Source organism: Devosia sp., assembly GCF_030689745.1.
GTDB lineage: Bacteria > Pseudomonadota > Alphaproteobacteria > Rhizobiales > Devosiaceae > Devosia > Devosia alba.
This window is the reverse complement of the sequence record NZ_JAUYGL010000112.1, coordinates 19321-43831: the sequence shown is the minus strand read 5'-3', so window position 1 is coordinate 43831 and position 24511 is coordinate 19321. Positions and strand designations below refer to the sequence as shown.

At 63.6% G+C, this 24511-nt stretch carries 27 protein-coding genes; 24 read left to right on the top strand and 3 right to left on the bottom strand.

Features of this window, described 5'->3' with window-relative positions; translation table 11 throughout:
• Positions 1-90: 90 nt before the first annotated feature.
• Positions 91-537 (bottom strand): MarR family winged helix-turn-helix transcriptional regulator, encoded by a 447-nt coding sequence (locus Q8O80_RS10030; RefSeq protein WP_305579328.1) that lies wholly within the window; start codon positions 535-537, stop codon positions 91-93.
• Between the two features lie 333 nt (positions 538-870).
• Here Q8O80_RS10030 and ectA point away from each other — a divergent pair, with 333 nt between their 5' ends.
• From ectA to pcaG, 19 genes are all read left to right on the top strand, one after another.
• Positions 871-1425 carry a diaminobutyrate acetyltransferase gene (gene ectA, locus Q8O80_RS10025; RefSeq protein ID WP_305579327.1) on the top strand — a complete coding sequence of 185 codons (555 nt, stop codon included), beginning with the start codon at positions 871-873 and terminating at the stop codon, positions 1423-1425.
• Between the two features lie 47 nt (positions 1426-1472).
• Positions 1473-2762: a diaminobutyrate--2-oxoglutarate transaminase gene (gene ectB, locus Q8O80_RS10020; RefSeq protein ID WP_305579326.1), complete on the top strand. Its 1290-nt coding sequence runs from the start codon at positions 1473-1475 to the stop codon at positions 2760-2762.
• Positions 2763-2776: 14 nt separating this feature from the next.
• Positions 2777-3169, top strand: coding sequence for an ectoine synthase (locus Q8O80_RS10015; protein WP_305579325.1), 393 nt, complete (start codon positions 2777-2779; stop codon positions 3167-3169).
• A 38-nt stretch (positions 3170-3207) separates the two neighbouring features.
• Positions 3208-4137: an ectoine hydroxylase gene (thpD, locus tag Q8O80_RS10010; RefSeq protein ID WP_305579324.1), complete on the top strand. Its 930-nt coding sequence runs from the start codon at positions 3208-3210 to the stop codon at positions 4135-4137.
• Between the two features lie 70 nt (positions 4138-4207).
• Positions 4208-5665 (top strand): aspartate kinase, encoded by a 1458-nt coding sequence (locus tag Q8O80_RS10005; protein WP_305579323.1) that lies wholly within the window; start codon positions 4208-4210, stop codon positions 5663-5665.
• A gap of 67 nt (positions 5666-5732) precedes the next feature.
• Complete coding sequence (gene ehuB, locus Q8O80_RS10000) at positions 5733-6596, top strand: ectoine/hydroxyectoine ABC transporter substrate-binding protein EhuB (protein ID WP_305579322.1); 864 nt, start codon at positions 5733-5735, stop codon at positions 6594-6596.
• An 84-nt stretch (positions 6597-6680) separates the two neighbouring features.
• Positions 6681-7352 (top strand): ectoine/hydroxyectoine ABC transporter permease subunit EhuC, encoded by a 672-nt coding sequence (ehuC, locus tag Q8O80_RS09995; protein ID WP_305579321.1) that lies wholly within the window; start codon positions 6681-6683, stop codon positions 7350-7352.
• 3 nt (positions 7353-7355) lie between these two features.
• Positions 7356-8048 carry an ectoine/hydroxyectoine ABC transporter permease subunit EhuD gene (gene ehuD, locus Q8O80_RS09990; RefSeq protein ID WP_305579320.1) on the top strand — a complete coding sequence of 231 codons (693 nt, stop codon included), beginning with the start codon at positions 7356-7358 and terminating at the stop codon, positions 8046-8048.
• Positions 8045-8824 carry an ectoine/hydroxyectoine ABC transporter ATP-binding protein EhuA gene (ehuA, locus tag Q8O80_RS09985; protein ID WP_305579319.1) on the top strand — a complete coding sequence of 260 codons (780 nt, stop codon included), beginning with the start codon at positions 8045-8047 and terminating at the stop codon, positions 8822-8824. Before ehuD ends, ehuA begins: the two co-directional genes overlap by 4 nt.
• A 160-nt stretch (positions 8825-8984) precedes the next feature.
• Entirely contained in the window at positions 8985-11933 is a 2949-nt protein-coding gene (locus tag Q8O80_RS09980) for a monovalent cation/H+ antiporter subunit A (protein WP_305579318.1), read from the top strand.
• Complete coding sequence (locus tag Q8O80_RS09975) at positions 11924-12256, top strand: Na+/H+ antiporter subunit C (RefSeq protein ID WP_305579317.1); 333 nt, start codon at positions 11924-11926, stop codon at positions 12254-12256. The genes Q8O80_RS09980 and Q8O80_RS09975 overlap by 10 nt, the downstream gene beginning before the upstream one ends.
• Positions 12256-13863 (top strand): monovalent cation/H+ antiporter subunit D, encoded by a 1608-nt coding sequence (locus Q8O80_RS09970; protein WP_305579316.1) that lies wholly within the window; start codon positions 12256-12258, stop codon positions 13861-13863. Before Q8O80_RS09975 ends, Q8O80_RS09970 begins: the two co-directional genes overlap by 1 nt.
• Positions 13860-14345 carry a Na+/H+ antiporter subunit E gene (locus tag Q8O80_RS09965; protein ID WP_305579315.1) on the top strand — a complete coding sequence of 162 codons (486 nt, stop codon included), beginning with the start codon at positions 13860-13862 and terminating at the stop codon, positions 14343-14345. Before Q8O80_RS09970 ends, Q8O80_RS09965 begins: the two co-directional genes overlap by 4 nt.
• The gene (locus tag Q8O80_RS09960) at positions 14342-14623 is read left to right on the top strand and encodes a K+/H+ antiporter subunit F (protein ID WP_305579314.1); all 282 of its coding nucleotides are present in this window, start codon (positions 14342-14344) and stop codon (positions 14621-14623) included. The genes Q8O80_RS09965 and Q8O80_RS09960 overlap by 4 nt, the downstream gene beginning before the upstream one ends.
• On the top strand, positions 14620-14997 hold the full coding sequence (gene mnhG / locus Q8O80_RS09955; RefSeq protein WP_305579313.1) for a monovalent cation/H(+) antiporter subunit G: 378 nt from the start codon (positions 14620-14622) through the stop codon (positions 14995-14997). The genes Q8O80_RS09960 and mnhG overlap by 4 nt, the downstream gene beginning before the upstream one ends.
• 192 nt (positions 14998-15189) lie before the next feature.
• Positions 15190-15984, top strand: coding sequence for a 3-oxoadipate enol-lactonase (gene pcaD / locus Q8O80_RS09950; RefSeq protein WP_305579312.1), 795 nt, complete (start codon positions 15190-15192; stop codon positions 15982-15984).
• On the top strand, positions 15977-16363 hold the full coding sequence (gene pcaC / locus Q8O80_RS09945) for a 4-carboxymuconolactone decarboxylase (RefSeq protein ID WP_305579311.1): 387 nt from the start codon (positions 15977-15979) through the stop codon (positions 16361-16363). The genes pcaD and pcaC overlap by 8 nt, the downstream gene beginning before the upstream one ends.
• Complete coding sequence (pcaH, locus tag Q8O80_RS09940) at positions 16360-17106, top strand: protocatechuate 3,4-dioxygenase subunit beta (RefSeq protein ID WP_305579310.1); 747 nt, start codon at positions 16360-16362, stop codon at positions 17104-17106. Before pcaC ends, pcaH begins: the two co-directional genes overlap by 4 nt.
• A complete protein-coding gene (pcaG, locus tag Q8O80_RS09935; RefSeq protein WP_305579309.1) occupies positions 17106-17726 on the top strand; it encodes a protocatechuate 3,4-dioxygenase subunit alpha in 621 nt (206 codons plus the stop codon). The genes pcaH and pcaG overlap by 1 nt, the downstream gene beginning before the upstream one ends.
• Positions 17727-17784: 58 nt before the next feature.
• Here pcaG and Q8O80_RS09930 read toward each other — a convergent pair whose 3' ends face one another.
• Positions 17785-18546, bottom strand: a complete 762-nt coding sequence (locus Q8O80_RS09930) for an IclR family transcriptional regulator C-terminal domain-containing protein (RefSeq protein ID WP_305579308.1) — start codon at positions 18544-18546, stop codon at positions 17785-17787.
• Between the two features lie 115 nt (positions 18547-18661).
• Between Q8O80_RS09930 and Q8O80_RS09925 the strand changes: the two genes are divergently transcribed.
• The 5 genes from Q8O80_RS09925 (at position 18662) to Q8O80_RS09905 (ending at position 23230) form a co-directional block, all read left to right on the top strand.
• Positions 18662-19384, top strand: coding sequence for a 3-oxoacid CoA-transferase subunit A (locus tag Q8O80_RS09925; protein ID WP_305579307.1), 723 nt, complete (start codon positions 18662-18664; stop codon positions 19382-19384).
• Positions 19381-20052: a 3-oxoacid CoA-transferase subunit B gene (locus Q8O80_RS09920; protein WP_305579306.1), complete on the top strand. Its 672-nt coding sequence runs from the start codon at positions 19381-19383 to the stop codon at positions 20050-20052. Before Q8O80_RS09925 ends, Q8O80_RS09920 begins: the two co-directional genes overlap by 4 nt.
• A 1-nt stretch (position 20053) precedes the next feature.
• On the top strand, positions 20054-21256 hold the full coding sequence (pcaF, locus tag Q8O80_RS09915; RefSeq protein ID WP_305579305.1) for a 3-oxoadipyl-CoA thiolase: 1203 nt from the start codon (positions 20054-20056) through the stop codon (positions 21254-21256).
• Between the two features lie 205 nt (positions 21257-21461).
• The gene (fabV, locus tag Q8O80_RS09910; RefSeq protein WP_305579304.1) at positions 21462-22631 is read left to right on the top strand and encodes an enoyl-ACP reductase FabV; all 1170 of its coding nucleotides are present in this window, start codon (positions 21462-21464) and stop codon (positions 22629-22631) included.
• Between the two features lie 143 nt (positions 22632-22774).
• Positions 22775-23230: a hypothetical protein gene (locus tag Q8O80_RS09905; RefSeq protein ID WP_305579303.1), complete on the top strand. Its 456-nt coding sequence runs from the start codon at positions 22775-22777 to the stop codon at positions 23228-23230.
• Here the strand turns inward: Q8O80_RS09905 and Q8O80_RS09900 are convergent.
• Positions 23227-24450, bottom strand: a complete 1224-nt coding sequence (locus Q8O80_RS09900) for an NnrS family protein (protein WP_305579302.1) — start codon at positions 24448-24450, stop codon at positions 23227-23229. The two genes, Q8O80_RS09905 and Q8O80_RS09900, sit on opposite strands and share 4 nt — an antisense overlap.
• Between the last annotated feature and the right edge of the window lie 61 nt (positions 24451-24511).

The window sequence follows — 24511 nt, the reverse complement described above, 5'->3', positions numbered from 1 at the left end:
GCAGGCTAGTGGGGCGGGGACAAGTTTCTGGCGGGCGTGCCCGCGCGATGATCCGGCAACCCGGACGCTCAAAAGGCCGGGACTGAACAGCTAGTCACTGGAGAGCACGGCGGTGGCGTCCAGCACGGCGGCGACGCCCTGTTCGTCATTGCCCAGCATCGCAGCCACCCGCTCCAGCGCGGCGACCAGCATGGCCTGCTCCCAATCCTCGAGTGCCCCGAATTCCTCCTGGAAGCGCGCATGGGCGCCGTCCGGCGCGATCTGCAACACCTTGTGCCCGGCATCGGTCAGGGAGAGCCAGACCTGGCGCCGGTCGGCTTCCCCCTTGCGGCGCTGGATCATCCCCCGCGCTTCGAGCTTTTGCAGCAAGGCGGTGGTGGTGGCCTGGGTGATGCCCATGCGGCCCGCCACATAGCCGGCCGTCTGCTCGCGCTCATCCTCCAGCATCTGCAGGAAAATCAGTTGCGAGGGCGTCAGGCCCGTCTCCCGCATCAGGCGCTTGCTGTTGAGCTCGGTGGTGCGCAGAATTTTGCGCATGGCCGTCAAAGCAATTTTTGTACGATTCTGCACTGCGGCACCCATGTCGATCCTCTTTGTTATCCTAGCGCCGCTGCCGCGTGAACCCAAGCACAATAGACGATCAGCCTTGTCGAGTTTTGCTTAGATACGACAAAGTAATTTGCCATATTCCGCCATGTGCCTCCAGTTGATAAAATAATCTGCGAAGCGATTTCCGTCGATAAATACGAGGAAATATGCGGGTTACGGCCTGTTATTGCCGTTTCGGAGCGCGATCCATCGCATAGCGTCGTGTTGACATTTAGTTCTCACAAGCTAAATACATGCCACATGATTGAAGGGAACACTACTGTGAATAGTCCTGGTCGGCGTCTGACAGACGCGTCCGGGAACCCCGCAATCCGGCTGCGTGCCCCGCTGGGAACCGATGGTCCCCGGGTCTGGGCGCTGATTGCGGCCACGCCGGCGCTCGACAGCAATTCGCTCTATGCCAATCTGCTGCAGTGCAGCGACTTCTCGGCCACCTGCGCCCTTGCTGAAACTGATGGCGAACTGGTGGGCTGGATGTCGGGCTACATTCCGCCCAAGCAGCCCGACACGCTGTTTGTCTGGCAAATCTGCGTCAGTGACGCGGCGCGGGGCAGGGGGCTTGCCGGGCAGTTGATCGGCGAGGTTCTGGCGCGTCCGGACAATGCCCATATCCGGCATATTGCCTGCACCATCACCCAGGACAATGCGGCGTCCTGGGCGCTGTTCACGGCGGTGGCCCGCAAGCTCGACGCGCCGTTGCAGCGGGCCGAACGCTTCGATCGGGCAGCCCACTTTGCCGGGCAGCATGCCAGCGAGCTCGGCGTCACCATTGGACCAATTCATCGGGATCGCGTCGACGGCCTCAGCGCTGCCTGACCCGACCTGCACATATTTGACCGACACCCGCCTGGGAGACCTGCTCTATGACCTTGACCAAAACAATTTCGCCACTGGCCACCTTTGACCGCGTTGAAAGCCGCGTCCGCTCCTATTCGCGCAGCTTTCCGAAAATGTTCGACAAGGCGGTCGGCGCCACCATCTACGACACCAATGGCAAGCCCTATACCGATTTTCTGGCCGGCTGCTCGACCCTCAATTACGGCCACAATGACCGCGACCTCAAGGCGGCGCTCATCGAGTATATTTCGGCCGACGGCATTGCCCATGGCCTGGATATGTTCACCGACGCCAAAGAGCACTTCCTGGCCAGTTTCGAGGAGCATATCCTCAAGCCACGCGACATGAAGTATCATGTCCAGTTCACCGGCCCGACCGGCGCCAACGCCGTTGAAGCGGCGCTGAAACTGGCGCGCAAGGTGACCGGCCGCACCAATGTCATCTCCTTCACCAATGGCTTTCATGGCGTCACGCTGGGCGCCCTTGCGGCGACCGGCAATGGCAAGCATCGCCAGGGCGCCTCGACCCCACTGTCCGGCGTGACCCGCGCCGCCTTTGATGGCTATTACGGCCCCGACATCAACACCGCCGACCTACTCGAGCGTCAGCTGTCGGACCCTTCCAGCGGCGTCGATGCGCCGGCCGCCATCATCGTCGAGACGGTGCAGGGCGAGGGCGGCCTCAATGCGGCTTCCGCCACATGGCTGCGCCAGATCGAGGCGATTGCCGGCAAGCACGGCGCGCTGTTTATCATCGACGATATCCAGGCTGGCTGCGGTCGCACCGGCGGCTTCTTCTCGTTTGACGGCATGGGCCTGTCGCCCGATCTGATCACCATGGCCAAGTCGCTGTCGGGCATGGGCCTGCCGCTGGCGGTGACGCTGATCAAGCCCGAGCACGATATCTGGAAGCCGGCCGAGCATAACGGCACCTTCCGCGGCAACAACCACGCCTTCATCACCGCTGCCGCTGCCATTGAAAAGTACTGGACCAATGACCGCTTCGTCACCGAGGTGGCCGGCAAGGCCGACTATCTGGCCGATCGCCTGGGCGCCATTGCCGAAGAACATGATCTGTCGGTCAAGGGCCGCGGCATGATGCTGGGCGTTGATGCCGGCAGCAGCGAACACGCCGCCGCCATCTGCAAGACCTGCTTTGCCAATGGCCTGATCATCGAAACCTCGGGCAGCTTTGACGAAATCGTCAAGGTTCTGGCGCCCCTCACCATCTCCAGGCAGCAGCTTGCCGCCGGCCTCGACACCCTTGAAGCCGCGTTTGAAGCGGCCATGGGCACCCGCCGCGCTGCTGCCGAATAACCAAGGATTTTACCATGATCGTCAGAGATCTTGAAACAGCCCGCACGGGCGAACGCCTGGTCAAGGCCAATGGCTGGGACAGCACCCGCTTGTTGCTGGCCGGCGACGCCATGGGCTTCAGCTTTCACATCACCCGCATCCACGCCAACACCAGCCACGTGTTCCATTACAAGCATCACTTCGAGAGCGTCTATTGCGTGTCCGGCGAGGGTAGCATCGAGGAACTCGACACCGGCAAGGTCCACCAGATCCGCCCCGGCGTGATGTATGCGCTCGACCAGCACGACAGGCACCGCCTGACCGCACGCAGCGAACTGGTCATGGCCTGCTGCTTCAACCCGCCGGTGACCGGCACCGAGGTTCATCGCGAAGATGGGTCCTACGCGCCCGTGCCCGAAGACGCCTAGTCGCGCCCCTTTTCATCCTCCAATCGAAGGGAAATGACATGACAATGCCCGCTTCCAACCCCGTTGCCCAGGACGACTACCCCACCCGCTTGCCACAGGAACAATGGCTTGAGCGCAAGGACCCTACGGTCTGGGGCAAGTGGTCACCCGAGGCGCCGCTCACCCGCGCCGAAACCCAGTCGTTTGAAAAGAACGGCTACCTAGTGCTCAAGGGCGTGTTTTCCGCCAGCGAGATCGAGGCGCTGCAGGCCGAATCTGCCCGGATGCGCTCGGGCGATGCCGGGCTGGCGCCCGAAAACGTCATCACCGAACCCAATTCGGCCGAAGTGCGCACGGTGTTCCGGCTCGACGAGCAGAACGCCCTGTTTGACCGCCTCGCCCGTGACAAGCGGGTGGCTGGCCGGGTCAGCTACCTGCTGGGCGACGATGTCTATCTCCACCAGTCGCGCCTGAACTACAAGCCGGGCTTCACCGGCAAGGAATTCTACTGGCACTCCGATTTCGAGACCTGGCACGCCGAGGACGGCATGCCGCGCATGCGCGCCATCTCGGCCTCGATCCTTCTGACCGACAATGATGCGCTCAACGGCCCGCTCATGCTGATGCCGGGTTCGCACCAGACCTTTATCGCCTGTGCCGGCGAAACGCCCGAGGACAACCACAAGACCTCGCTGAAAAAGCAGGAAATCGGGGTGCCCTCGCAGGAGAGCCTGTCCAAACTGGCCGAGAAATTCGGCGTCGACTACGCCGCGGGCCGGGCCGGCACGGTGGTGCTGTTTGACTGCAACACCATCCATGGCTCGAACGGCAACATCACCCCGTTCCCGCGCTCGAACGCGTTCTTTGTCTACAACGCCTGGTCCAATCGCGTGGTGGCGCCATTTGCCGCCAACAAGCCGCGCCCGGCTTTCCTCAGCTCGCGCGACCCCGAGGCGCCCATCGAGATCGAGGGTGGCAAACTCGTCTAGCCCGGCCGCCCCGAATTTTTACCCCAAGGCATCGCCTCCCTGGCTGGTCCAGGGAAGCACCGGAGACGACATGACGGAACCACATAGCGGCCATACGGTCGAAAAAATCGGCGGCACCTCGATGTCGCGCACCGCAGAACTGCTCGACACGGTGCTGATCGGCAAGCGCCGGGGTGCCGAACTCTACAATCGCATCTTTGTCGTCTCGGCCTATGCCGGGATGACCGACAGCCTGCTCGAGCACAAGAAATCGGGCGAGCCGGGCGTCTATGCCCTGTTCGCCAATGCCGAAGGCGGCTGGAGCTGGGGCAATGCCCTCAACGCGGTGGCCGAGCAGATGTATGCCCAGAACGCCGAAATCTTCAGCGATGAAGGCGCCCGCCAGACTGCCAACCGCTTTGCCCAGGAACGGGTCGAAGGCGTGCGCTCCTGTCTGATTGACCTGTCGCGGCTGTGCTCGTTCGGCCATTTCCAGCTGCAGCAGCACCTGCTCACCGTGCGCGAAATGCTCGCTTCGCTGGGGGAGGCGCAATCGGCCTTCAATACGGCCATGCTACTCAACATGCACGGCGTCACCGCGCGCTTTGTTGATCTGACCGGCTGGCGCGACGACACCCATCTGCCGCTCGACGAGGTGATCACCCGGGCCTTTGCCGATATCGACCTCGGCAGCGAACTGCCCATCGTATCGGGCTATGCCCAGTGCAGCGAAATCCTGATGGGCACCTATGATCGCGGCTATAGCGAGGTGACCCTGTCGCGCGTGGCCGTGGTTACCGGCGCCAGCGAAGCCATCATCCACAAGGAGTTCCACCTGTCCTCGTCAGACCCACGGGTGGTTGGCGTGGATGTGGTGCGGGTGATTGGCGAAACCAATTATGATGTGGCCGATCAGCTGTCCAATATGGGCATGGAAGCCATCCACCCTCGCGCGGCAAAGAGCCTGCGCCAGGCCGACATTCCGCTGCGCGTCAAGAACGCCTTTGAACCCGAGCATGCCGGCACGCTGATCCGTTCCGATCTGCGCGCCCGGGCGCCCCAGGTCGAGATCGTCACCGGGCTGAAGAATGTCTTTGCCTTCGAATTTTACGATCAGGACATGGTGGGGGTCAAAGGCTATGACGTCGGCATTCTCGATGCGCTCAAGCGCCACAGCGTCTGGATCATTTCCAAGACCTCCAATGCCAACACCATCACCCATTTTCTCAAGGGGTCGATGAAGGCCATCCGCCGGGTCGAAAGCGATCTTGCGGCGGCCTTTCCCAACGCCGAAATCAGCCTGCGCAAGGTGTCGATCGTCTCGGCCATTGGCCGCGACCTCAGCGGCACCGCCGTGCTGATGCAGGCCATCAAGGCGCTGGCCGATGCCAGCATCGAGCCGCTCGGCGTGCACGACCTGATCCGCAAGGTGGATCTGCAGGTCGTGGTCGAGCAGGTCGATTTCGAAGCAACCATCAAGGCCCTGCACAAGGGCCTGATCGAGAATTGGGCCCCGGCGCAGCGCGAGAAATTGCACGCCGCCGCCTGACACCTTGCCGGTTGAAAATTCTGGGCTGCAGCCGGTTTACCTGCCCAAATCAACGAGGAGCAACACAATGACGAAATTCGGAACAACTGCACTGATGGCGCTGTCTGCCATCGCCGTGTCCGCAATGGCCTCCACGGCCGTCAGCGCTGCCACGCTCGCAGAGATCAAGGAATCGGGCACCATCCGCATCGCCGTGGCCAACGAAATTCCCTATGGCTATGTCGATCCGAATGGCGAGGCCCTGGGCGCCGGTCCAGACGTCGCCAAGGCGCTGATGGAACAGCTGGGCGTTGAGAATATCGAGTGGGTCACCACCAATTTCTCCTCGCTGATCCCCGGTCTGAAGGCTGATCGCTTCGACATGGTTGCCGCCGAAATGGCGATCCTGCCCGATCGCTGCGACCAGGTGCTGTTCTCAGAGCCCAACAGCTCCTATGGCGAAGGCCTGCTGGTGGCCGAGGGCAATCCCAAGGGCATCCACGCCTATAGCGATTTCGCCGACAATGCCGACTACAAGGTGGCCATCATGGCCGGCGCCGATCAGCTGGAAATGCTGCAGAAGCTCGGTGTTGCCGACGCCAATATGGTGACCATTGCGGCCAATGCCGACGCCATTTCCACGGTCGCCACCGGCCGCGCAGACGCCTATGCTGCCACCAGCCTGACCGCCAGCGGTCTGGCAGACCAGGGCGATGGCGTCGAACTGGCCGGCGATTTCACTGACCCCGTGATTGACGGCGTGGCGGTGCGTAGCTGGGGCGGTTTCACCTTTGCCAGTGGCAATGAGGAACTGCGCGATGCCGTCAATGAGGCCCTGGCCGAATTCAAGCAGACGTCCGAATGGGCCGAAACCCTGTCGGGCTACGGTTTCGCGCAGTCTGACATTGATGGCTCGGGCCAGCGTACCACCGAAGAACTCTGCGCCAAGTAAGCGGCGCAAATTGACAAAGTTTTGGGCGGGTGCTCCGGCGCCCGCCCAAGTCGTGTTGCAACGCCGCTCGGCAGGGATCTCCACATGCATTGGACAGATTATATTGCGCCGCTGATGGAGGGTGCCTGGGTCACGGTCCAGCTCACGCTCTACTCCACCGTGCTCGGTACCGTGCTCGCCTTTGCCGCCGGCATCGGCAAGCTGTCGCCCAACTGGATCATCAAGGGCGTCTCGGTCGCCTATATCGAAGTGTTTCGCGGCACCTCACTGCTGGTGCAACTGTTCTGGCTCTATTTCGCGCTGCCACTGGCCGGCGCGGCGATAGGCATCGACCTGCGCTTGCCGCCGGTGATCGCCGGCGTGCTGGCTTTGGGCCTCAACATTGGAGCCTATGGCGCTGAAGTTGTGCGCGGCGCCATCCAGGCGGTGCATAACGATCAGCACGAAGCGGCGCGGGCGTTAAACTTTTCCGCACGCCAGACCCTGTTCAACATCACCATCCCGCAGGCCATTCCCGAGATGATGCCGTCCTTCGGCAATCTGGCGGTACAGAACCTCAAGGACACCGCGCTGGTGTCGCTGATCAGCCTGGGCGACCTGACCTTCCGCGCCGAGCAGATCCGCAATTTCACCCAGGACAGCACGACCATCTACTCCATGCTGCTGTTCACCTATTTTGGCATGGCGCTGGTGGTTACCGCCGCGATGCGGCTGCTCGAGCGCTATGTGACGCGCTGGCGCACGGTGGGAGGCTAGCCCATGTTGTTCGGATATGCCTGGGACCTTTCCAGCCCGCTCGCCTTCGCCATCTCCATCATGCCGATCCTGCTGACCGGCATGTGGGTCACCATTCAGGCTGCCGTGCTCGGTTTCTTCGTCGCGCTGGTGCTGGGTCTGGTGTTTGCCATTCTCAAAAGCGCGCCCTCGCGTTGGATCTCCTGGCCGGCGACCCTCATCACCGAATTCATCCGCGACACGCCGTTGCTGGTGCAACTGTTCTTTCTCTACTACGTGCTGCCCGAGTACGGCATCGTGCTGCCCGCCTTCATGACCGGGGCACTGGCCCTGGGCATCCAGTACAGCGCCTACACGTCCGAGGTGTATCGTGCGGGTCTGGAAGCGGTGCCCAAGGATCAGCACGAGGCAGCGCGGGCCCTCAACCTGACGGCCGCGCGGACGTTCACCCATATCGTGGTGCCGCAGGCCGTGCCCCGCATCGTGCCGGCCATGGGCAATTATCTGGTGTCGATCATGAAGGACGTCCCGGTTCTCTCGGTCGTCACCGTGCTCGAAATGCTCAACGTCGCCAAAATTGTCGGCGATCGTACCTTCAGCTATCTCATCCCGCTGTCGCTGGTCGGTGGCCTCTATCTCATCATGACGCTGGTTGCATCGTCAGGCGTCCGCCTGCTCGATGCCTGGCTGCCCAAGCAGGGGATACCCTTGAAATGACCGACACCACCAACCCGATCATCAAATTCGACAAGGTCATCAAGCGCTTCGGCGATCTGACGGTGCTCAACGAACTCGATTTCGAGGTCAAGCGCGGCGAAAAGGTCACCATTATCGGGCCGTCCGGTTCGGGCAAATCCACCGTGCTGCGCATCCTGATGACGCTTGAAGGCATCGATGGCGGCGTGGTCGCCGTCAATGGCGAGCCGCTCTGGCACGAGCAGGGTCCCGACGGCCTGCGGCCGGCCAGCGAAGCCCATCTGCGCAAGATGCGCGGGCAGTTGGGCATGGTGTTCCAGCAGTTCAATCTGTTCCCGCATATGAGCGTGCTGCGCAATATCACCGAAGCACCGGTCAAGGTACTTGGCCTGAGCAAGGCGGCGGCCCGCGAGCGCGGCCTGGAACTGCTTGAACTGGTCGGCCTGTCCGATCAGGCCGACAAATATCCGCATCAGCTGTCGGGCGGCCAGCAGCAACGCGTCGGCATCGCCCGGGCCCTGGCCATGCGCCCCAGCATCCTGCTGTTTGACGAGCCCACCTCGGCGCTCGATCCCGAACTGGTCGGCGAGGTGCTGACCGTCATTGGCCGGTTGGCCGAAGAGCATGACCTGACCATGCTGCTGGTCACCCACGAAATGCGCTTCGCCCGGGAAATTTCCGATCGGGTCTGCTTCTTCGATCAGGGCCAGATCCGCGAAGAGGGCACGCCCGAAGAGCTGTTTACCAACCCCAGCGAAGCGCGTACCCGCGAATTTCTGCAGGCCGTGCTCGACTAGGGCGCCATCCAGGGGCAGGCAATTGCCTGACCAGCCAGCGCTATGGCCGCGACAGACCATAGCAAATGCCCCGCGTAGTTGATTTCCGGTTGTCTTGCCGCGCAATATGCTTTGTCTAGGCAGATACCCGATTCGATAACGCGAGGAACCGCACCCCAGGATGGCAGGCGATACGATTCTTATTGTCCTGATCGTCCTGCCGTTTGTCGGTAGTCTGGCTGCGGGACTGCTCAAGGCAGGCGCCCGCACCACGGCGGCCCTTCTGGCCGGCACCATTGCGCTGGTCGGCTTTGGCCTGGCCATCGCCAGCTATCCCCAGATCGCCGACGGCCAGATCATCCGCTATGATCTGGCGTGGTTGCCCAGCCTCGGGCTGAACATCGTGTTGCGGCTGAACGGGCTGTCCTGGCTGTTCACGGTGATGGTGACCGGGATTGGCTTTCTCGTCGTCCTCTATGCCCGCTACTACATGTCGCCCAAGGACCCGGTGCCGCGGTTCTTTTCCTTTTTTCTGGCCTTCATGGGCGCCATGCTGGGCATCGTGCTGTCGGGCAATCTGATCCAGTTGGTGATCTTCTGGGAACTGACCGGGATCTTCTCCTTCTTCCTGATCGGCTATTGGCACCATAATTCCACGGCCCGCGACGGTGCCCGCATGGCCCTGATCGTCACGGGCGCCGGTGGCCTGGCGCTGCTGGTGGGCATGCTGCTGATCGGCCATATCGTGGGCAGCTACGATCTCGATGTGGTGCTGGCCGCTGACGACACCATCCGCGATCACCCGCTCTATCTGCCGCTCCTGCTGCTGGTGCTGTTTGCCGCCTTCACCAAAAGTGCCCAGTTTCCGTTCCATTTCTGGCTGCCCCGCGCCATGGCGGCGCCAACGCCCGTGTCGGCCTATCTGCACTCGGCGACCATGGTAAAGGCCGGCGTATTTCTGCTGGTGCTGCTCTGGCCGGTGCTGTCGGGTACAGCGGCCTGGCTCTGGATCGTTACCTATGTCGGCCTGGCCACCCTGTTGATCGGCGCCTATTCGGCAATTTTCCAGCACGATCTCAAGGGCCTGCTGGCCTATTCCACCATCAGCCATCTCGGCCTGATCACCACCCTGATCGGCATGAGTTCGCCGCTGGCACTGGTGGCGGCGATTTTCCACATCGTCAACCACGCCACCTTCAAGGCCTCGCTGTTCATGGCCGCCGGCATTATCGACCACGAAACCGGGACACGCGACATCCGCCGGCTCAGCGGACTGTTCGGCTTTCTGCCCTTCACCGCCACCCTGGCCATGGTGGCCGCAGCGGCGATGGCCGGCGTGCCCCTGCTGAACGGCTTCCTCTCCAAGGAAATGTTCTTCGCCGAGACCGCGCTGCGCAATTCCAACCCGTTCTACAATATCTCGCTGCCGGTGGTGGCCGTAGTCGCGAGCCTGTTTGCCGTCACCTATTCGCTGCGCTTCATCCATGGCGTGTTCTTTGGTCCGCCCCCCACCGAACTCGACCGCGTGCCGCATGAGCCGCCCGCCTTGATGCGCCGGCCCATCGAAGTTCTGGTGCTGATCTGCCTGCTGGTCGGGATTATTCCCGGCATTACCATAGGCCCCTATCTGGGCAGTGCGGTGCTGTCGGTGCTGGGGCCTGACGCCCCCTATTACAGCCTGTCGGTCTGGCACGGTTTCACCACCCCGCTGCTGATGAGCTTTGCGGCGCTGTCGGGCGGCATCGTCCTTTATCTGGCGCTGCAGCCCTATCTGGCGCGCGGCATCGACGGCGCGCCGCTGATCCGCGGATTGGCGGCGCCCCGGGTCTTCGAGCGGCTGCTGATCCTGTTGTCGGTGAAATGGGCCAAGGCGCTGGAGCGGGTGTTCGGCACGCGCCGGCTGCAGCCGCAGCTGGCCATTCTGATCAGCGTTGCCGTCCTGGCCGGTGCTCTGCCCCTCATGGCCGGCCTGGGGCCGATCAGCCTGTCGCTGGCCGATGCCGATCCCGCGCTGGCGGTGGTCTGGGTGGTCGGCACCATTTGTGCCATCGGCGCGGCAATCCAGGCCAAGTACCACCGTCTGGTCGCGCTGATGCTGATGGGCGGCGCCGGTCTGGCCACCAGCATCACCTTTGTCTGGTTCTCGGCGCCCGATCTGGCGTTGACCCAATTGCTGGTCGAGATCGTCACCACGGTGCTGATCCTGCTTGGCCTGCGCTGGTTGCCCAAGCGTGACGAGGCCGCCAGGATCGACATCGCACGATCTCGCGGCGCCCGTTTTCGCCGCCTGCGCGACGTGGCGCTGGCCGTTATTTTCGGCACGGGCATCGCGCTGATCGCCTATGCGGTGATGAGCCACGACGCACCCGATTCCATCTCCCGCTTCTTCCTCGACAACGCCTATGCCCTGGGAGGCGGCCGCAATGTGGTCAATGTCATCCTGGTGGATTTCCGGGGCTTTGACACGCTGGGCGAAATCACCGTGCTGGCCATTGTGGCCCTGACCACCTTCGCCCTGCTGCGCCGGTTCCGTCCCGCCGCCGACAGTATCGAGCGCCCGGAGCAGCAACGCATCCAGCGCGAATTCGAGGCCGGCCGCAGTTCCGAAGCCGATGCCGAGGGGACGATCGTCTCCAATTTCCTGTTTGTGCCCTCGGTCATCATGCGCTGGCTGTTTCCGGTGATCATCGTGCTGGCGCTGTTTCTGTTCCTGCGCGGCCATGACCAGCCGGGGGGCGGGTTCATCGCCGGGATCACCATGTCGATTGCCTTCGTGCTGCAATATCTGGGGGGTGGCACGCGCTGGGTGGAAGAGCGCCTGCGCATCCTGCCCACCTACTGGATCGGCACGGGCCTGTTGATTGCCCTGTTGACCGGCGCGGGCGCCTGGCTGTTCGGGGGCCCCTTCCTGACTTCCAGCTTCCAGTATCTGGAGCTGCCGCTGCTCGGTAAGGTGCCGCTGGCCAGTGCGCTGCTGTTTGATCTGGGGGTTTTCGTGCTGGTGGTCGGCGCGACCGTGCTGATCCTAATCGCCATTGCCCACCAGTCGATCCGCGGCGCCAAGCCTGCGCGGTTGCGCCCGGTCCCGGTCGCGCCACAAAAGAGCGGGGAGCCTCGGCAATGGCCATGATCCTGGCGATCAGCATCGGTGTGCTGGCCGGCTCGGGCGTGTGGCTGATCCTGCGCCCGCGCAGCTTTCAGGTCATTATCGGGCTGTCGCTGCTGTCCTATGCAGTCAACCTGTTCATCTTCAGCATGGGACGGCTGCGCAGCGGCGCGGCCTCCATTGTCAATGGCAGCAGTGACCTTGGCGCCTATGCCGATCCCTTGCCCCAGGCGCTGGTGCTGACCGCCATTGTCATCGGCTTTGCCATGACGGCCCTGTTTCTGGTGGTGCTGCTGGCCTCGCGTGGGCTGACCGGCACCGACCATGTCGATGGGCGCGAGCGCTGATGCTGGATAGCCTGCTGACCCATCTCACCATCCTGCCCATCGCCCTGCCGCTGCTGGCGGGGATAATTCTGGTACTGATCGAAGATCGCCACCATGTGCTCAAGCTGACGATCAGCATCGTGGCGACGCTGTTCCTGCTGGCCGCCTCCGTGGCCCTGCTGGTGGACACCAATGCCGGCGGATACAACATCAGTACCTATCAGCTCGGCAACTGGCCGGCGCCCTTTGGCATCGTGCTGGTGGCCGATCGTCTCTCCACCATGATGGTGGTGCTCAACGCGGTGCTGGCGCTCAGCGCGGCGCTGTTTGCCAGTGCGCGCTGGGCGCGCGCCGGGCAACATTTCCACACCCTGTTCCAGCTGCTGCTGATGGGCGTCAACGGCGCCTTCCTCACCGGCGATCTGTTCAACCTGTTCGTATTCTTCGAAGTGCTGCTGGCCGCGTCCTACGGCTTGATGCTGCATGGCTCGGGCAGTCTGCGGGTTCGGGCGGGGCTGCATTATGTTGCGGTCAATCTGGTCACCTCGGCGCTGTTCCTGATCGGCGTGAGCCTGATCTACGGGGTCACCGGCACGCTCAACATGGCTGACCTGGCGCTGCGCATTCCCCTGGTGCCCGATGACAGCCGCATGCTGCTCGAAGCCGGTGGTGCCATTCTGGGCATCGCCTTTCTGGTCAAGGCCGGCATGTGGCCGCTGAGCTTCTGGCTGCCCACCACCTATGCCGCGGCCAGTCCGCCGGTCGCCGCGATGTTTGCGATCATGAGCAAGGTCGGCGTCTATATCATCCTGCGTCTGTCCCTGCTGCTGTTCGGTCTGGAGGCTGGCGTCTCCGCCCATTTCGGCGGCCAGTGGCTGCTCTATGGCGGCATGGCGACCATCGCCTTCGGCACCATCGGCGTGTTGTCCTCCCAGGGCATGGCGCGCATGGCCGGGTTCAGCGTGCTGGTGTCATCGGGCACCTTGCTGGCAATGATTGGCTACGAGAATGCCGGGGTGACTGCTGGCGCCCTGTATTATCTGGTCAATTCCACGCTCGCCCTGTCGTGCTTCTACCTGCTGGTGGAACTGGTGGAGCGCGGGCGCGGTGCCGGCGCCGATGTGCTGGCGGTGACGCTCGAAGCCTTTGGCGATGACGGCGAGCCCGAAGAAGAGGTCGGCGTCGCCACGCCGCGAACGCTGGCCCTGCTGGGCATGGCTTTCGTCATCTGTGCCATCTTGCTGGCGGGCATGCCGCCGTTTTCGGGGTTCCTGGCCAAGTTTGCCATGATTGGCGCGGTGCTCAACCTTGAGGGTCTGGGCGCCAGCGATGCGGTATCCGGGGCCAGCTGGTGGCTGGTCGCCCTGCTGATCATTTCCGGGCTGGCCGCGATGATCGGCCTGCTGCGCGCCGGGATCAACACCTACTGGATTTCCTTTGATGCCGAGGTGCCGCGCATTCGCGTGGTGGAAATGCTGCCGGTGCTGCTGCTGCTCGGCCTGTGCCTGACGCTGACTGTGCTGGCCGGTCCGGCGATGGGCTATATGCAGGCCGCCGCGCAGGACCTGCATGTGCCCATCGGTTATCTCGGCAGCGTGCTGGCCGGCGCGGATGGAGGGGTGCCATGATGAAGCGGCTGTGGCCCTATCCACTGCTCTGGCTGGCAATGCTGGGCATGTGGCTGCTGCTGGATGGCAGTTACAGCCTGGGGCAGTTGCTGCTCGGCGTCATCATCGCCAGCCTGGCCTGTTGGGCCGTGGCCGCCGTCGAGCCTCCGCAGCCGAAAATCCGCAATATTGGCGCCATTGCGCGATTGCTCTGGCGGGTGGTCATCGACGTGGTGGCGTCCAACATCGCGGTGATTGGACTGATCCTGCGGGGCCGGCCGCCGCGCTCGGTCTTTGTGACCGTCCAGCTTGAACTCAAGGAGCCCAACGCGCTCGCAGTGTTGGCCTGCATCGTCACAGCGACACCGGGAAGCGCCTGGGTTCACCACAATTCCCGGCTCGGCACCGTGATGATCCACGTGCTCGATACGCCGGACGGGGCGGCCTGGGCGGCGGCCCTCAAGACCAATTATGAGCAGCGTCTGATGGAGATTTTCCAATGAGCGGCGTCATTATTTTCTGGTCGGTCACCGGTGCACAGATCATGCTGGCCCTGGCCATGGCAATAGCCTGCTGGCGCCTGCTGCGCGGGCCGCGCGCGCAGGACCGGGTGGTCGCCGTCGACAGCCTTTACGTCAGCGCGGCGCTGCTGCTGGTGACCATCGGTATTCGTACCGCCAGCCTGTTCTATTTCGAGGCGGCCCTGGTCATCGGCCTGCTGAGCTTTGTCGCCACCGTCGCGCTGGCCAAGTTCGTGATGCGCGGGGAGGTCATCGAATGATTGATGCGTCGACCTTGCCGGAATGGGCGGCCGTGCTGGTTGCCGTGCTGGTGCTGGCCGGTGCCGCCATTACCTTGATCGGCACCATCGGGCTGGCCCGTTTCTCCACCTTCTATCAGCGCGTTCACACGCCCACGCTCGGCACCAGCCTGGGGGCAGGCCTGTTGCTGGCCGGCTCGTCGCTGTATTTTTCGGTGGCGTCGGGTCGACCCGTGCTGCACGAGATCCTGATCTTCATCTTCATCTCCGTGACCACGCCTGTGACGCTGATGCTGCTGGCGCGCGCTGCGCTGTATCGCGACCGCGCCGAGGGCAATGAGGGCGTGCCCGGTACCGACCAGGAAGCCGTCGAGGACGCCACGCGCATTCTATAGCGCCGCCAGGGCAGCCGCACTGCTGCTGACGTGCGACGCCGGGATTGCTGGCTAATGCGGTCGCTGGTTATGTGATGTTGCAATCTGGCCGGTCTCTTCGCCGTTTACATATCCTGCAGGTTATGTCTGACCCGGCACTCATCATTTTACTTGGGCGTCGGCAGGCCCTTATATCGTGGGTGAGGAGATGGCATGAGTTTCGTTCGGATCAATGGCGTGCTGCTGCACTACCGGCTGGCCGGCCCCGCCGGGGCACCGGTTGTTGCGCTGGTCAATTCGCTGGGCACCGATGCGCGCATCTGGGATGGCGTGATCGCGCAGCTGTCCAGCCGCTATCGCGTGCTGTCCTATGACAAGCGCGGCCATGGCCTCAGCGACACGCCACCAGGCGATTATGCGCTGGCCGACCATGTCGATGACCTGCTGGGCCTGCTCGATCATCTAGGCCTGCAGCGGCTGGCCCTGGCCGGGGTTTCGGTGGGCGGGCTGATTGCGCAGGGATTTGCCTTGCGCGCGCCCGACCGCCTGACGGCGCTGGTGCTGTGCGACACCGCAGCCAAGGTGGGCGACACTGACGGCTGGAATGCCCGCATCGATGCCGTAAGCAAGCACGGGCTCGGCTCGATCGCAGATGCGGTGATGGTGCGCTGGTTCAGCCCCGGTTTCCTCGAGCAGCGGCCCGACGACGTGGCTGGCTGGCGCAATCTGTTTATGCGCAGCGACCCCGCCGGCTACGCCGCGACCTGTGCGACGCTGCGCGACACCGATCTGACCGACGAGATCGACGCCATCGCCACACCGACTCTGGTGCTGGTCGGCGAAGCCGATCTATCAACGCCGGTCGAACTGGTCCGGGCCTGCGCCGATGCGATCGCCGGCGCTCGTTTTGAGATACTGCCCGGCGTCGGGCATATTCCATCCATTGAACAACCGGCGGCGCTGGCCGCGTTGATCGAGCATTTTCTCGGAGAGAATTCTCATGGCTGAAACCACGCTCTTTGAGCAGGGCATGGCAACCCGCCGCGCCGTGCTGGGCAACGGGCATGTCGATGCCGCCACGGCGCGCAAGACCCCGTTCGACGCCGATTTTCAGACCTTCATCACCGAAGGGGCCTGGGGTTCGGTCTGGTCGCGGCCGGGGCTGACCAGGCGTGAGCGCTCCATGGTGACCATCGCCTTGCTGGCGGCATTGGGACATGATGAGGAAGTGGCCATGCATGTGCGGGCCTGCGCCAATACCGGCTGCACGCCGGACGATATCAAGGAAGCCCTGCTGCATGTGGCAGTCTATGCCGGCGTTCCGGCCGCCAATCGGGCCTTCGGGGTGGCAAAGGAAGAACTGGCCAAGTTGGAGACGAAACGATGAGCGATATCATCCTGCCGGGCGCTGACGGCGCCCTTTATCAGCGAGACCGCGCCTGGCATCCGCCAGCCAATACCCCGGGCTACAAGAGCACCACCTTTCGGGCGCCCAGGAACGCTCTGCTGTCGCTGAGCGGCACGGCCTCCGAACTGACGGGGCCGACCTTCGGTCACTCCGCCATCAACCCGCTGGATAACGACTTGATCCGCAATTACAGCCAGGATGGCAGCGAGGCCATCGGCCAGCGGCTGATCGTCTATGGTCAGGTGCTCGACGAGAATGCGCGCGCGGTGCCCAATACGCTGGTGGAATTCTGGCAGGCCAATGCGGGTGGCCGCTATCGGCACAAGAAGGAAGCCTATCTTGCCCCGATCGACCCCAATTTCGGTGGTTGTGGCCGGGCCATAACCGATGAGAACGGCTTCTATTCGTTCCGCACCGTCAAGCCGGGCGCCTACCCCTGGCCCAATGGCGTCAATGACTGGCGGCCGGCCCATATCCACTTCTCGGTGTTCGGCCATGCCTTCGCGCAGCGCCTCATCACCCAGATGTATTTCGAGGGTGACCCGATGATCTGGCAATGCCCCATTGTCGGCTCGATTGCCGACAAGTCGGCCATTGACCAGCTCGTGGCCCGGCTCGACCGCCACAACACCACGCCGATGGATGCGCTGGCCTACCGCTTCGATATCGTGTTGCGCGGCCGCCGTTCGACCATGTTCGAGAACAAGCTGGAGGGGAACTGATGTTGCACCCGGTTCCGACGCTGAAAGAGACGCCGTCACAAACCGCTGGGCCTTATGTTCATATCGGGCTGACCCCCAACTTTGCCGAGATCAAGGGCGTCTATGCCGCCGATCCCGGCAGCACCATGCTGACGCCCGACACCAAGGGCGATCGCATCACCATTGTCGGCAAGATTTTTGATGGCGCGGGCGCGCCGGTCAATGACGCGCTGGTCGAGCTGTGGCAGGCGGATGGCGATGGGTCCTATGTGGCGCCCATGGCCCCCAACTCCAATTCCGCGCCGGCCTTTACCGGCTGGGGCCGCCAGCCAACCAATGGCGATGGCGTGTTCAGCTTCGAGACCATCAAGCCCGGCCCGGTGCCTGGTCCTGATGGCAAGCCCATGGCGCCGCATGTCAATCTGTGGATCGTGGCGCGCGGCATCAATATCGGGCTGCAGACCCGGCTCTACTTTGAGGATGAGGCCGAGGCCAATGGCCAGGACTATGTGCTCAGCAAGATCATGGACCCGCGCCGCCGGCTGACCCTGATCGCCCGCAAGGAGGCCGGCGATGTGCCGCGCTACGTGCTGGAGATCCACCTGCAGGGCGACAAGGAAACGGTATTCTTTGATATGTAACGACGCCTGAGTGAGCGCCGCTGGGCCGCGCTGTTGCGGGCTGGCGGCGCTCACAGTGTCAGCTGAGCAGGGTCCGCAATTGGTCCTGCACCAGCTTGAGGGCTGGCAAATAGAGCCTGGTCAGCTCCTCGCTGCGCGCCTGCGTGGCCGCTACGCCAACATTGAGCGCCGCCACTACAGCGCCGCGGGCGTTGAAAAGCGGAATGGCGATCGAGCGCAGCCCCAGTTCCACCTCCTGATCGATCAGTGCAAAACCGGCCTCGCGCACTCGGGTCAGCTCGGCCATCAGTGCCGGTATCGCCGTGATGGTGTGGCTGGTCCGCGCCAGCAAGGGTATGCTCGTCAACACGGCGCGCGCCTCCGCTTCGGGCAGCGCGGCCAGCATCACCCGCCCCATCGAGGTGCAGAAGGCCGGCAGGCGTGAGCCGGGCATCAGGCCAATGGACATCACCTTGCGCTGGGCGGCACGAGCCACATAGACGATCTCGCTGCCATCCAGAATGGACACCGAGGAGCTTTCACCAAGCTGGTTGGACAATTGGTCGAGCAGCGGCTGAATCACCTGGGGCAGCGGCATGGTGGCAAGACAGGCCGTGCCCAGCCGCAGGACGCGCGGCGTCAGGGTGAAATACTTGCCGTCGTAATCGGCATAGCCGAAATGCGACAGCGTCAGCAGGCAGCGCCGCGCCGTGGCCCGGTCCAGTCCTGATGCCGTGGCCACCTCGGCAATGGATTGGCGCGGTCGCTCGGCGGTGAAGGTCTCGATGGCCAGCAGGCCCTTGGCGAGGCCGCCCATGATGTCGCGCTCGGCAGTGGCCATGGTCGCTCCAGTTTGTGCGATATGTCAACAAATACACAATATCGCACAGATTGACTTGCAGGCCAAGCGCCCCCGGGCTTAGGTCAGGCCAATCCACACCGAGGAAAATCTGGCCATGGACAAGACTGTTCCCGATCTTGCTGCCGCACTGGCGGACATTGCCGATGGCATGACGCTGATGATTGGCGGCTTTGGCGGCGCCGGCGCGCCGATCGAACTGATCCATGCGCTGATCGATCGCTTTCGCGCTACCGGCGGCCCGACCAATCTGACCATCGTCAACAACAATGCCGGCAATGGCCGCATTGGTATCGCCGCCATGATCGATGCCGGCATGGTCGCCAAGATGATCTGCTCGTTTCCGCGCTCGGCCGATCCGCGCGCCTTTACCGAAAAATACCTCGCCGGCCAGATCGAACTTGAACTGGTGCCGCAGGGCACTTTGGCCGAGCGCATCCGCGCTGGCGGCGCCGGCATCCCGGCCTTCTACACGCCCACCAGCTATGGAACCGATCTGGCCAAGGGCAAGCCGGAAGCCGAGTTCGATGGTCGCATGTATGTGCAGGAACGCTGGCTCAAGGCCGATGTGGCCCTGATCAAGGCAGAACTGGCCGACCGCCAGGGCAATCTCACCTATCGCAAGGCGGCGCGTAATTTCTCCCCCCTGATGGCGGCTGCTGCCGGCCTCACCGTGGTGCAGGCAATGCGCGTGGTGGAGCCGGGCGCGATCGACCCCGAGCAGGTGATCACACCCGGCTTGTTTGTGAACCGCATCGTCGAGATCGCCGATGCCCAACAGGAAGAGGCGCTGATGCGCGCCGGGGTGGCTTACTCATGAGCAACAAACTCTCCAACGCCCAGATCGCCTGGCGCGCCGCGCAGGACATCGAGAACGAGGCCTATGTCAATCTGGGCATTGGCTTCCCCGAAATGGTGGCCAAGTTCCAGCCGCCGGGCCGCCAGGCCATTTTCCACACCGAGAACGGCATTCTCAATTTCGGTGAATCCCCGCCCGAGGGCGAGGAGGACTGGGATCTGATCAATGCCGGCAAGAAAGCGGTGACGCTCAAGCCCGGCGCCGCCTTCTTCCACCATGCCGACAGCTTTGCCATGGTGCGCGGCGGGCATCTGGATGTGGCGATCCTGGGCGCCTATGAAGTCGCCGAGAATGGCGATCTGGCCAATTGGAGCACCGGCCCCAAGGGCGTGCCCGCCGTGGGCGGCGCCATGGACCTGGTGCATGGCGCCAAACGCGTGGCGGTGATCACCGATCATGTGACCAAACATGGCCAGCCCAAGCTGGTGAAACGCTGCAGCCTGCCCCTGACCGGCGTCGGTTGCGTCACCCGGATCTATACCAGCCTGGCCGTTATCGACATCGTCGACCAGCGCTTCGTGCTGCGCGAAAAACTTGCCGGCCTCAGCCTGGAAGAACTGCAGGCAGTGACCGGCGCCGAACTGGTGATTGCCGGCGATATCGCCGACCTCGTAGCCCCGGAGATCTGAGATGGCAGAAGCGTTCATCTGTGCCTATAAGCGCACCCCAATTGGCCGCTTTGGCGGCGCCCTGTCGTCGGTGCGTCCCGACGATCTCGGCTCCATTCCGCTCAAGGCCCTGATGGCCGAGCATGTCGGCGTCGATTGGGAAGCCGTCGACGACGTGATTTTTGGCAATGCCAATCAGGCTGGCGAGGACAATCGCAATGTGGCGCGCATGAGCCTGCTGCTGGCGGGCCTGCCGGTCAGTGTCACCGGCACCACGATCAACCGGCTGTGCGGCTCGGGCATGGACGCCATCATCACTGCCGCGCGGGCCATCAAATCGGGCGAAGCCGAACTGCTGATCGCCGGCGGCACCGAATCCATGAGCCGCGCCCCCTTCGTGCTGCCCAAGGCCGAGAGTGCCTTTTCGCGCAAAGCCGAAATCTACGACACCACCATCGGCTGGCGCTTCGTCAATCCCCTGATGCAGTCGCTCCATGGCGTCGATTCCATGCCCGAGACCGGCGAGAACGTGGCGCAGGAGTTTGGCGTGTCGCGCCAGGCGCAGGATGAATTTGCCGTGCGCAGCCAGGACAGGGCGCTGGCCGCCCAGCAGAACGGTCGACTGGCCAGGGAAATCGTGGCCGTCACCATCGCGCAGAAAAAGGGCGACCCCGTCATCGTCGATACTGACGAGCATCCGCGCGCCGGGACGACGCTGCAGTCGCTGGGCCAGCTGCGTGCGCTGTTCCCCAATGGCACGGTGACCGCCGGCAATGCCTCGGGCGTCAATGATGGCGCCGCCGCGCTGATCATCGCCTCCGAAGCGGCCGCCAGGAAATATGGCCTGACCCCAATCGCCCGCATTCTGGGCGGCGCCGCTGCTGGCGTGCCGCCGCGCATCATGGGCATGGGGCCGGCCCCGGCGACCAAGAAACTGTGCGCCCGCCTCGGCCTGTCGCCCCGTGATTTCGACGTCATCGAACTCAATGAGGCCTTTGCCAGCCAAGGCATCGCCGTGCTGCGCGAACTGGGCCTGGCCGAGGATGCGGCGCAGGTGAACCCCAATGGCGGCGCCATCGCCCTGGGCCATCCCCTCGGCATGAGCGGCGCCCGCATCGCCGGTACCGCGGTGCTGGAACTGGCGCTGGGCGGCGGCAAGCGGGCCCTGGCCACCATGTGCATCGGCGTCGGCCAGGGCATCGCCGTGGCGCTCGAACGGGTCTGAGGCCGCCACCGCGCACCTCCGGTGCAGGGGCGGGGCGACGGCCCCGCGCCCCGGTGGCAATTGCCGTCGGGCCAGCCAAATGCTTGCCGAGAACGACGTTTCTCGGCAAGGTCGCGCTGGCGCTCAGTGCCACATCGGGCTAGAACCCGATAGATTCACAGGCGCCCCCTGACGAACAGGGGCAGGTTAGTGCGGAGATGACACAGTGATTATTGAACCAAAGATTCGCGGCTTCATCTGCACGACCGCCCACCCCATTGGCTGCGCCACCAATGTCCAGCGCCAGATCGACCATGTGGTCGTCACCGGCCCGATCACCTCCAGCCGCAAGCGCGTTCTGGTGCTGGGGTGCTCGACGGGCTATGGCCTGGCCTCGCGCATCGTCAATACCTTTGGTTCAGACGCCGACACCATTGGCGTGTCATTTGAAAAAGAGCCCAGCGAAACCAAGACGGCCTCAGCCGGCTGGTACAATAACCGGGCCTTCGAAAAGCGGGCCAAAGCGGCGGGGCGTGTCGCCATCACCGTTGAAGGCGATGCCTTTTCCGATGCCATCAAGGCCGATACCATCGCCCAGATCCGCGAGCATCTCGGCCAGATCGATCTGATCGTCTATAGCCTGGCCTCACCCGTTCGCACCGATCCCAAGACCGGCGAGGTCTATCGCTCGGCCATCAAGCCGATGCAGTCGGCGGTGCGCTCCAAGACCCTCAATACCGGCACTGGTGAAGTCAGCGAAGTCGAGATCCAGCCGGCAACCGCCGAGGAAGCCCAGGCCACCGTCAAGGTGATGGGGGGCGAGGACTGGGAGCTGTGGATCGCCGCGCTGTCGGAGGCTGGCGTGCTGGCCGATGGCTTTCTGACGCTGAACTATACCTATCTGGGGAGCGAGCTGACCTGGCCTATCTACAACAAGGGCACGCTGGGCCGCGCCAAGGCCGACCTTGACCGCGCCGCCGCTGCCATCCGCAGCCAGTTTGGCGCCGACAGTGCCTATGTCGTCGCGCTCAAGGCGGTGGTGACCCAGGCCAGTTCAGCCATTCCCGTCGTGCCGCTCTATGGCACGCTATTGCTTCGGGTGATGGATGAAATGGGCCTTGGCGAAGGCTGCATCGAGCAGATCGACCGGCTGTTCCGCGACAAGCTGCAGCCACCGGTCGTGCTCGACGCCGACCATCGTGTCCGCGTCGATGACTGGGAATTGTCCAGCACCGTGCAGGATGAAATGACCTATCGCTGGGGCCTGTTGTCGACCGAGACCCTGGCCAATCTGGCCGATCTCGACAAGCACCGCGCCGAATTCCTCAAGCTGTTTGGCTTCGGCCTGGGCGGCGTCGACTACGCGGCCGACGTCGATCCGCGCGACATTGGCTGATCGCCGGAACGGGCAGGGACCGGCGCGCAGACAATCAGCGCAGCGATCTCTGCCCTGTTTGTTCGGGATCAACCTCGCCGCAGGCGGAACAGACTAGAACTGGCCCTTCATCCACTGTCCGTTGCTGGAAGAGGCATATCGTCGTGCCAAGTTCGCCCATTGCCCCATCGAACTATTTTGACGAAGCCGACCTTGATGCACTGGTGCGCGAATTCAGCGAACGCATCCGCCGCGATACCAGCCTGCGGCCGGTGCTGGATCGATTGATCGGCAATCGCTGGGAAGACGCCGAAACAACAGTCGGCGCCTTCTTGCGGGCTACCTTGTTCATGCTCGATTGTCCCCAGCTCGATGACGACTGGTTTGACCGCGCTGCGCTGGCGCTTGACCAGACGGCGCTGGAGCGCCTGGGCGATATCCTGCTCGATTGCGCCCTGGTGGCATTGCCGCTGCACAGCGCGGCGGTGATCGCCGATATCGGGGACGCCCTGACGCGCCAGTTGGGCGACGTGGTGGCGCTGCAGGGCGCCGCCCGGCAGGATCGTCTGTTGCAGGTGCGTGGCCGCCTGAGGGCAGGGGCGCTGATGGCGCGCCTCTAAGGCCTGACGGGACGCTCGCGCCGCTGCCCCCAGAGCAGTGGCCCATATTCGATCACATAGAGCGAAAAGGCGAGCATCCAGCACACCCCGCTCACAGTGAGCAGCTCCAGGTGCATCGCCGGCCACAGGCTGGTCATCGGACGCAGCACGGCTGCGGTCAACAGCGCCAGATAGCTGATACTGGTCAGGCGTGAGGCTGCCAATGGCTGGCCGGTATGGCCGCGCGTTGCCCGCGTCATCATCGCCAGCGTCATCACGCCAATCGCCCCGACGGTGAACACATGCAGTGCCGCCACCGGCTCGAACCAACCCAGTTGCGCCAGAGCGACCAAGGCAAACCCCAATGGCACAAAGCCATAGCCAAAATGCAGGATGAGCACGAGCTTTTCGTCCCAGCTCTGCCACCCGCACCAGCGCCATAGCCGCATCAGATGCAGCACCGCGGCCAGTCCGCAGGCCAGGCCGGTCCACAGGGTTTCCGGCGTAATGACCCAGAGCAGCAAGGCGGCCAGACCCGTCAACAGGACAATGGTGTCAAACCGGTCATACGGCGCCGGCAAGCGGTCAATATGGCGTTTGGCCAGCCAGTTGCGGGTAAAGCTGGGCACGACACGGCCGCCCATGATCGACACCAGCATGACATAGGCGCCGACGGCCAGCCGGTTGGCGAAACCAACATCGCCGCCGGTGGCGATCAGCGTATGAAAGCCGATATTGGCCAGCGCCAGGGCGGCAAGGCCCGCGAGGATCTTGACATCCTTCCACTTGCGGCCGGCAATAATCTCCCGGGCGCAGATCGCCAGCAGCAGGGGCAAGAACGCGGATTCGATTGCCAGCGACGCCAGTAACCCCAGGCCATCGGGCGCCAGCATGGCGAGCCGGCCCGCACACCACGCAGCAAACAGGATCACCAGCGGCAGACCCGACACCGGCAAGCGTCCGGTCCAGTTGGGCACGGCGGTGAGCAGAAACCCCGCCAGCGCTGCCGAACCATAGCCAAACAACATCTCATGGGCGTGCCAATAGGCCCCGCCATAGCTGCCACCAATCTCCCAGCCCGCCGCCAGGGCGCCGATCCACAAGGCCATGGCGGCAACCGCCCAGATTCCGGCGGCAAGAAAGAATGGCCGAAAGCCATAGGAAAACAGCACCGGTCCGCTGCGGGCAATGCCGCGCGGCACGGGTTGACGTCTCTTGGCTATGGCGTCGGTTGGCGGCATGCCCGATCTCCTGCGAGCCACTTGGCTCGGTAGGCGTCTAGCGGCTCGGGCCAGCAGTATC

What these genes read in the sequence shown, in the direction of transcription:
- Q8O80_RS10030 (WP_305579328.1), bottom strand. Translation starts at nt 537, where the DNA reads ATGCGCAAAATTCTGCGCACCACCGAGCTCAACAGCAAGCGCCTGATG.
- ectB (WP_305579326.1), top strand. Translation starts at nt 1,473, where the DNA reads ATGACCTTGACCAAAACAATTTCGCCACTGGCCACCTTTGACCGCGTT.
- Q8O80_RS10015 (WP_305579325.1), top strand. Translation starts at nt 2,777, where the DNA reads ATGATCGTCAGAGATCTTGAAACAGCCCGCACGGGCGAACGCCTGGTC.
- thpD (WP_305579324.1), top strand. Translation starts at nt 3,208, where the DNA reads ATGACAATGCCCGCTTCCAACCCCGTTGCCCAGGACGACTACCCCACC.
- Q8O80_RS10005 (WP_305579323.1), top strand. Translation starts at nt 4,208, where the DNA reads ATGACGGAACCACATAGCGGCCATACGGTCGAAAAAATCGGCGGCACC.
- ehuB (WP_305579322.1), top strand. Translation starts at nt 5,733, where the DNA reads ATGACGAAATTCGGAACAACTGCACTGATGGCGCTGTCTGCCATCGCC.
- ehuC (WP_305579321.1), top strand. Translation starts at nt 6,681, where the DNA reads ATGCATTGGACAGATTATATTGCGCCGCTGATGGAGGGTGCCTGGGTC.
- ehuD (WP_305579320.1), top strand. Translation starts at nt 7,356, where the DNA reads ATGTTGTTCGGATATGCCTGGGACCTTTCCAGCCCGCTCGCCTTCGCC.
- ehuA (WP_305579319.1), top strand. Translation starts at nt 8,045, where the DNA reads ATGACCGACACCACCAACCCGATCATCAAATTCGACAAGGTCATCAAG.
- Q8O80_RS09980 (WP_305579318.1), top strand. Translation starts at nt 8,985, where the DNA reads ATGGCAGGCGATACGATTCTTATTGTCCTGATCGTCCTGCCGTTTGTC.
- Q8O80_RS09975 (WP_305579317.1), top strand. Translation starts at nt 11,924, where the DNA reads ATGGCCATGATCCTGGCGATCAGCATCGGTGTGCTGGCCGGCTCGGGC.
- Q8O80_RS09970 (WP_305579316.1), top strand. Translation starts at nt 12,256, where the DNA reads ATGCTGGATAGCCTGCTGACCCATCTCACCATCCTGCCCATCGCCCTG.
- Q8O80_RS09965 (WP_305579315.1), top strand. Translation starts at nt 13,860, where the DNA reads ATGATGAAGCGGCTGTGGCCCTATCCACTGCTCTGGCTGGCAATGCTG.
- Q8O80_RS09960 (WP_305579314.1), top strand. Translation starts at nt 14,342, where the DNA reads ATGAGCGGCGTCATTATTTTCTGGTCGGTCACCGGTGCACAGATCATG.
- mnhG (WP_305579313.1), top strand. Translation starts at nt 14,620, where the DNA reads ATGATTGATGCGTCGACCTTGCCGGAATGGGCGGCCGTGCTGGTTGCC.
- pcaD (WP_305579312.1), top strand. Translation starts at nt 15,190, where the DNA reads ATGAGTTTCGTTCGGATCAATGGCGTGCTGCTGCACTACCGGCTGGCC.
- pcaC (WP_305579311.1), top strand. Translation starts at nt 15,977, where the DNA reads ATGGCTGAAACCACGCTCTTTGAGCAGGGCATGGCAACCCGCCGCGCC.
- pcaH (WP_305579310.1), top strand. Translation starts at nt 16,360, where the DNA reads ATGAGCGATATCATCCTGCCGGGCGCTGACGGCGCCCTTTATCAGCGA.
- pcaG (WP_305579309.1), top strand. Translation starts at nt 17,106, where the DNA reads ATGTTGCACCCGGTTCCGACGCTGAAAGAGACGCCGTCACAAACCGCT.
- Q8O80_RS09930 (WP_305579308.1), bottom strand. Translation starts at nt 18,546, where the DNA reads ATGGCCACTGCCGAGCGCGACATCATGGGCGGCCTCGCCAAGGGCCTG.
- Q8O80_RS09925 (WP_305579307.1), top strand. Translation starts at nt 18,662, where the DNA reads ATGGACAAGACTGTTCCCGATCTTGCTGCCGCACTGGCGGACATTGCC.
- Q8O80_RS09920 (WP_305579306.1), top strand. Translation starts at nt 19,381, where the DNA reads ATGAGCAACAAACTCTCCAACGCCCAGATCGCCTGGCGCGCCGCGCAG.
- pcaF (WP_305579305.1), top strand. Translation starts at nt 20,054, where the DNA reads ATGGCAGAAGCGTTCATCTGTGCCTATAAGCGCACCCCAATTGGCCGC.
- Q8O80_RS09900 (WP_305579302.1), bottom strand. Translation starts at nt 24,450, where the DNA reads ATGCCGCCAACCGACGCCATAGCCAAGAGACGTCAACCCGTGCCGCGC.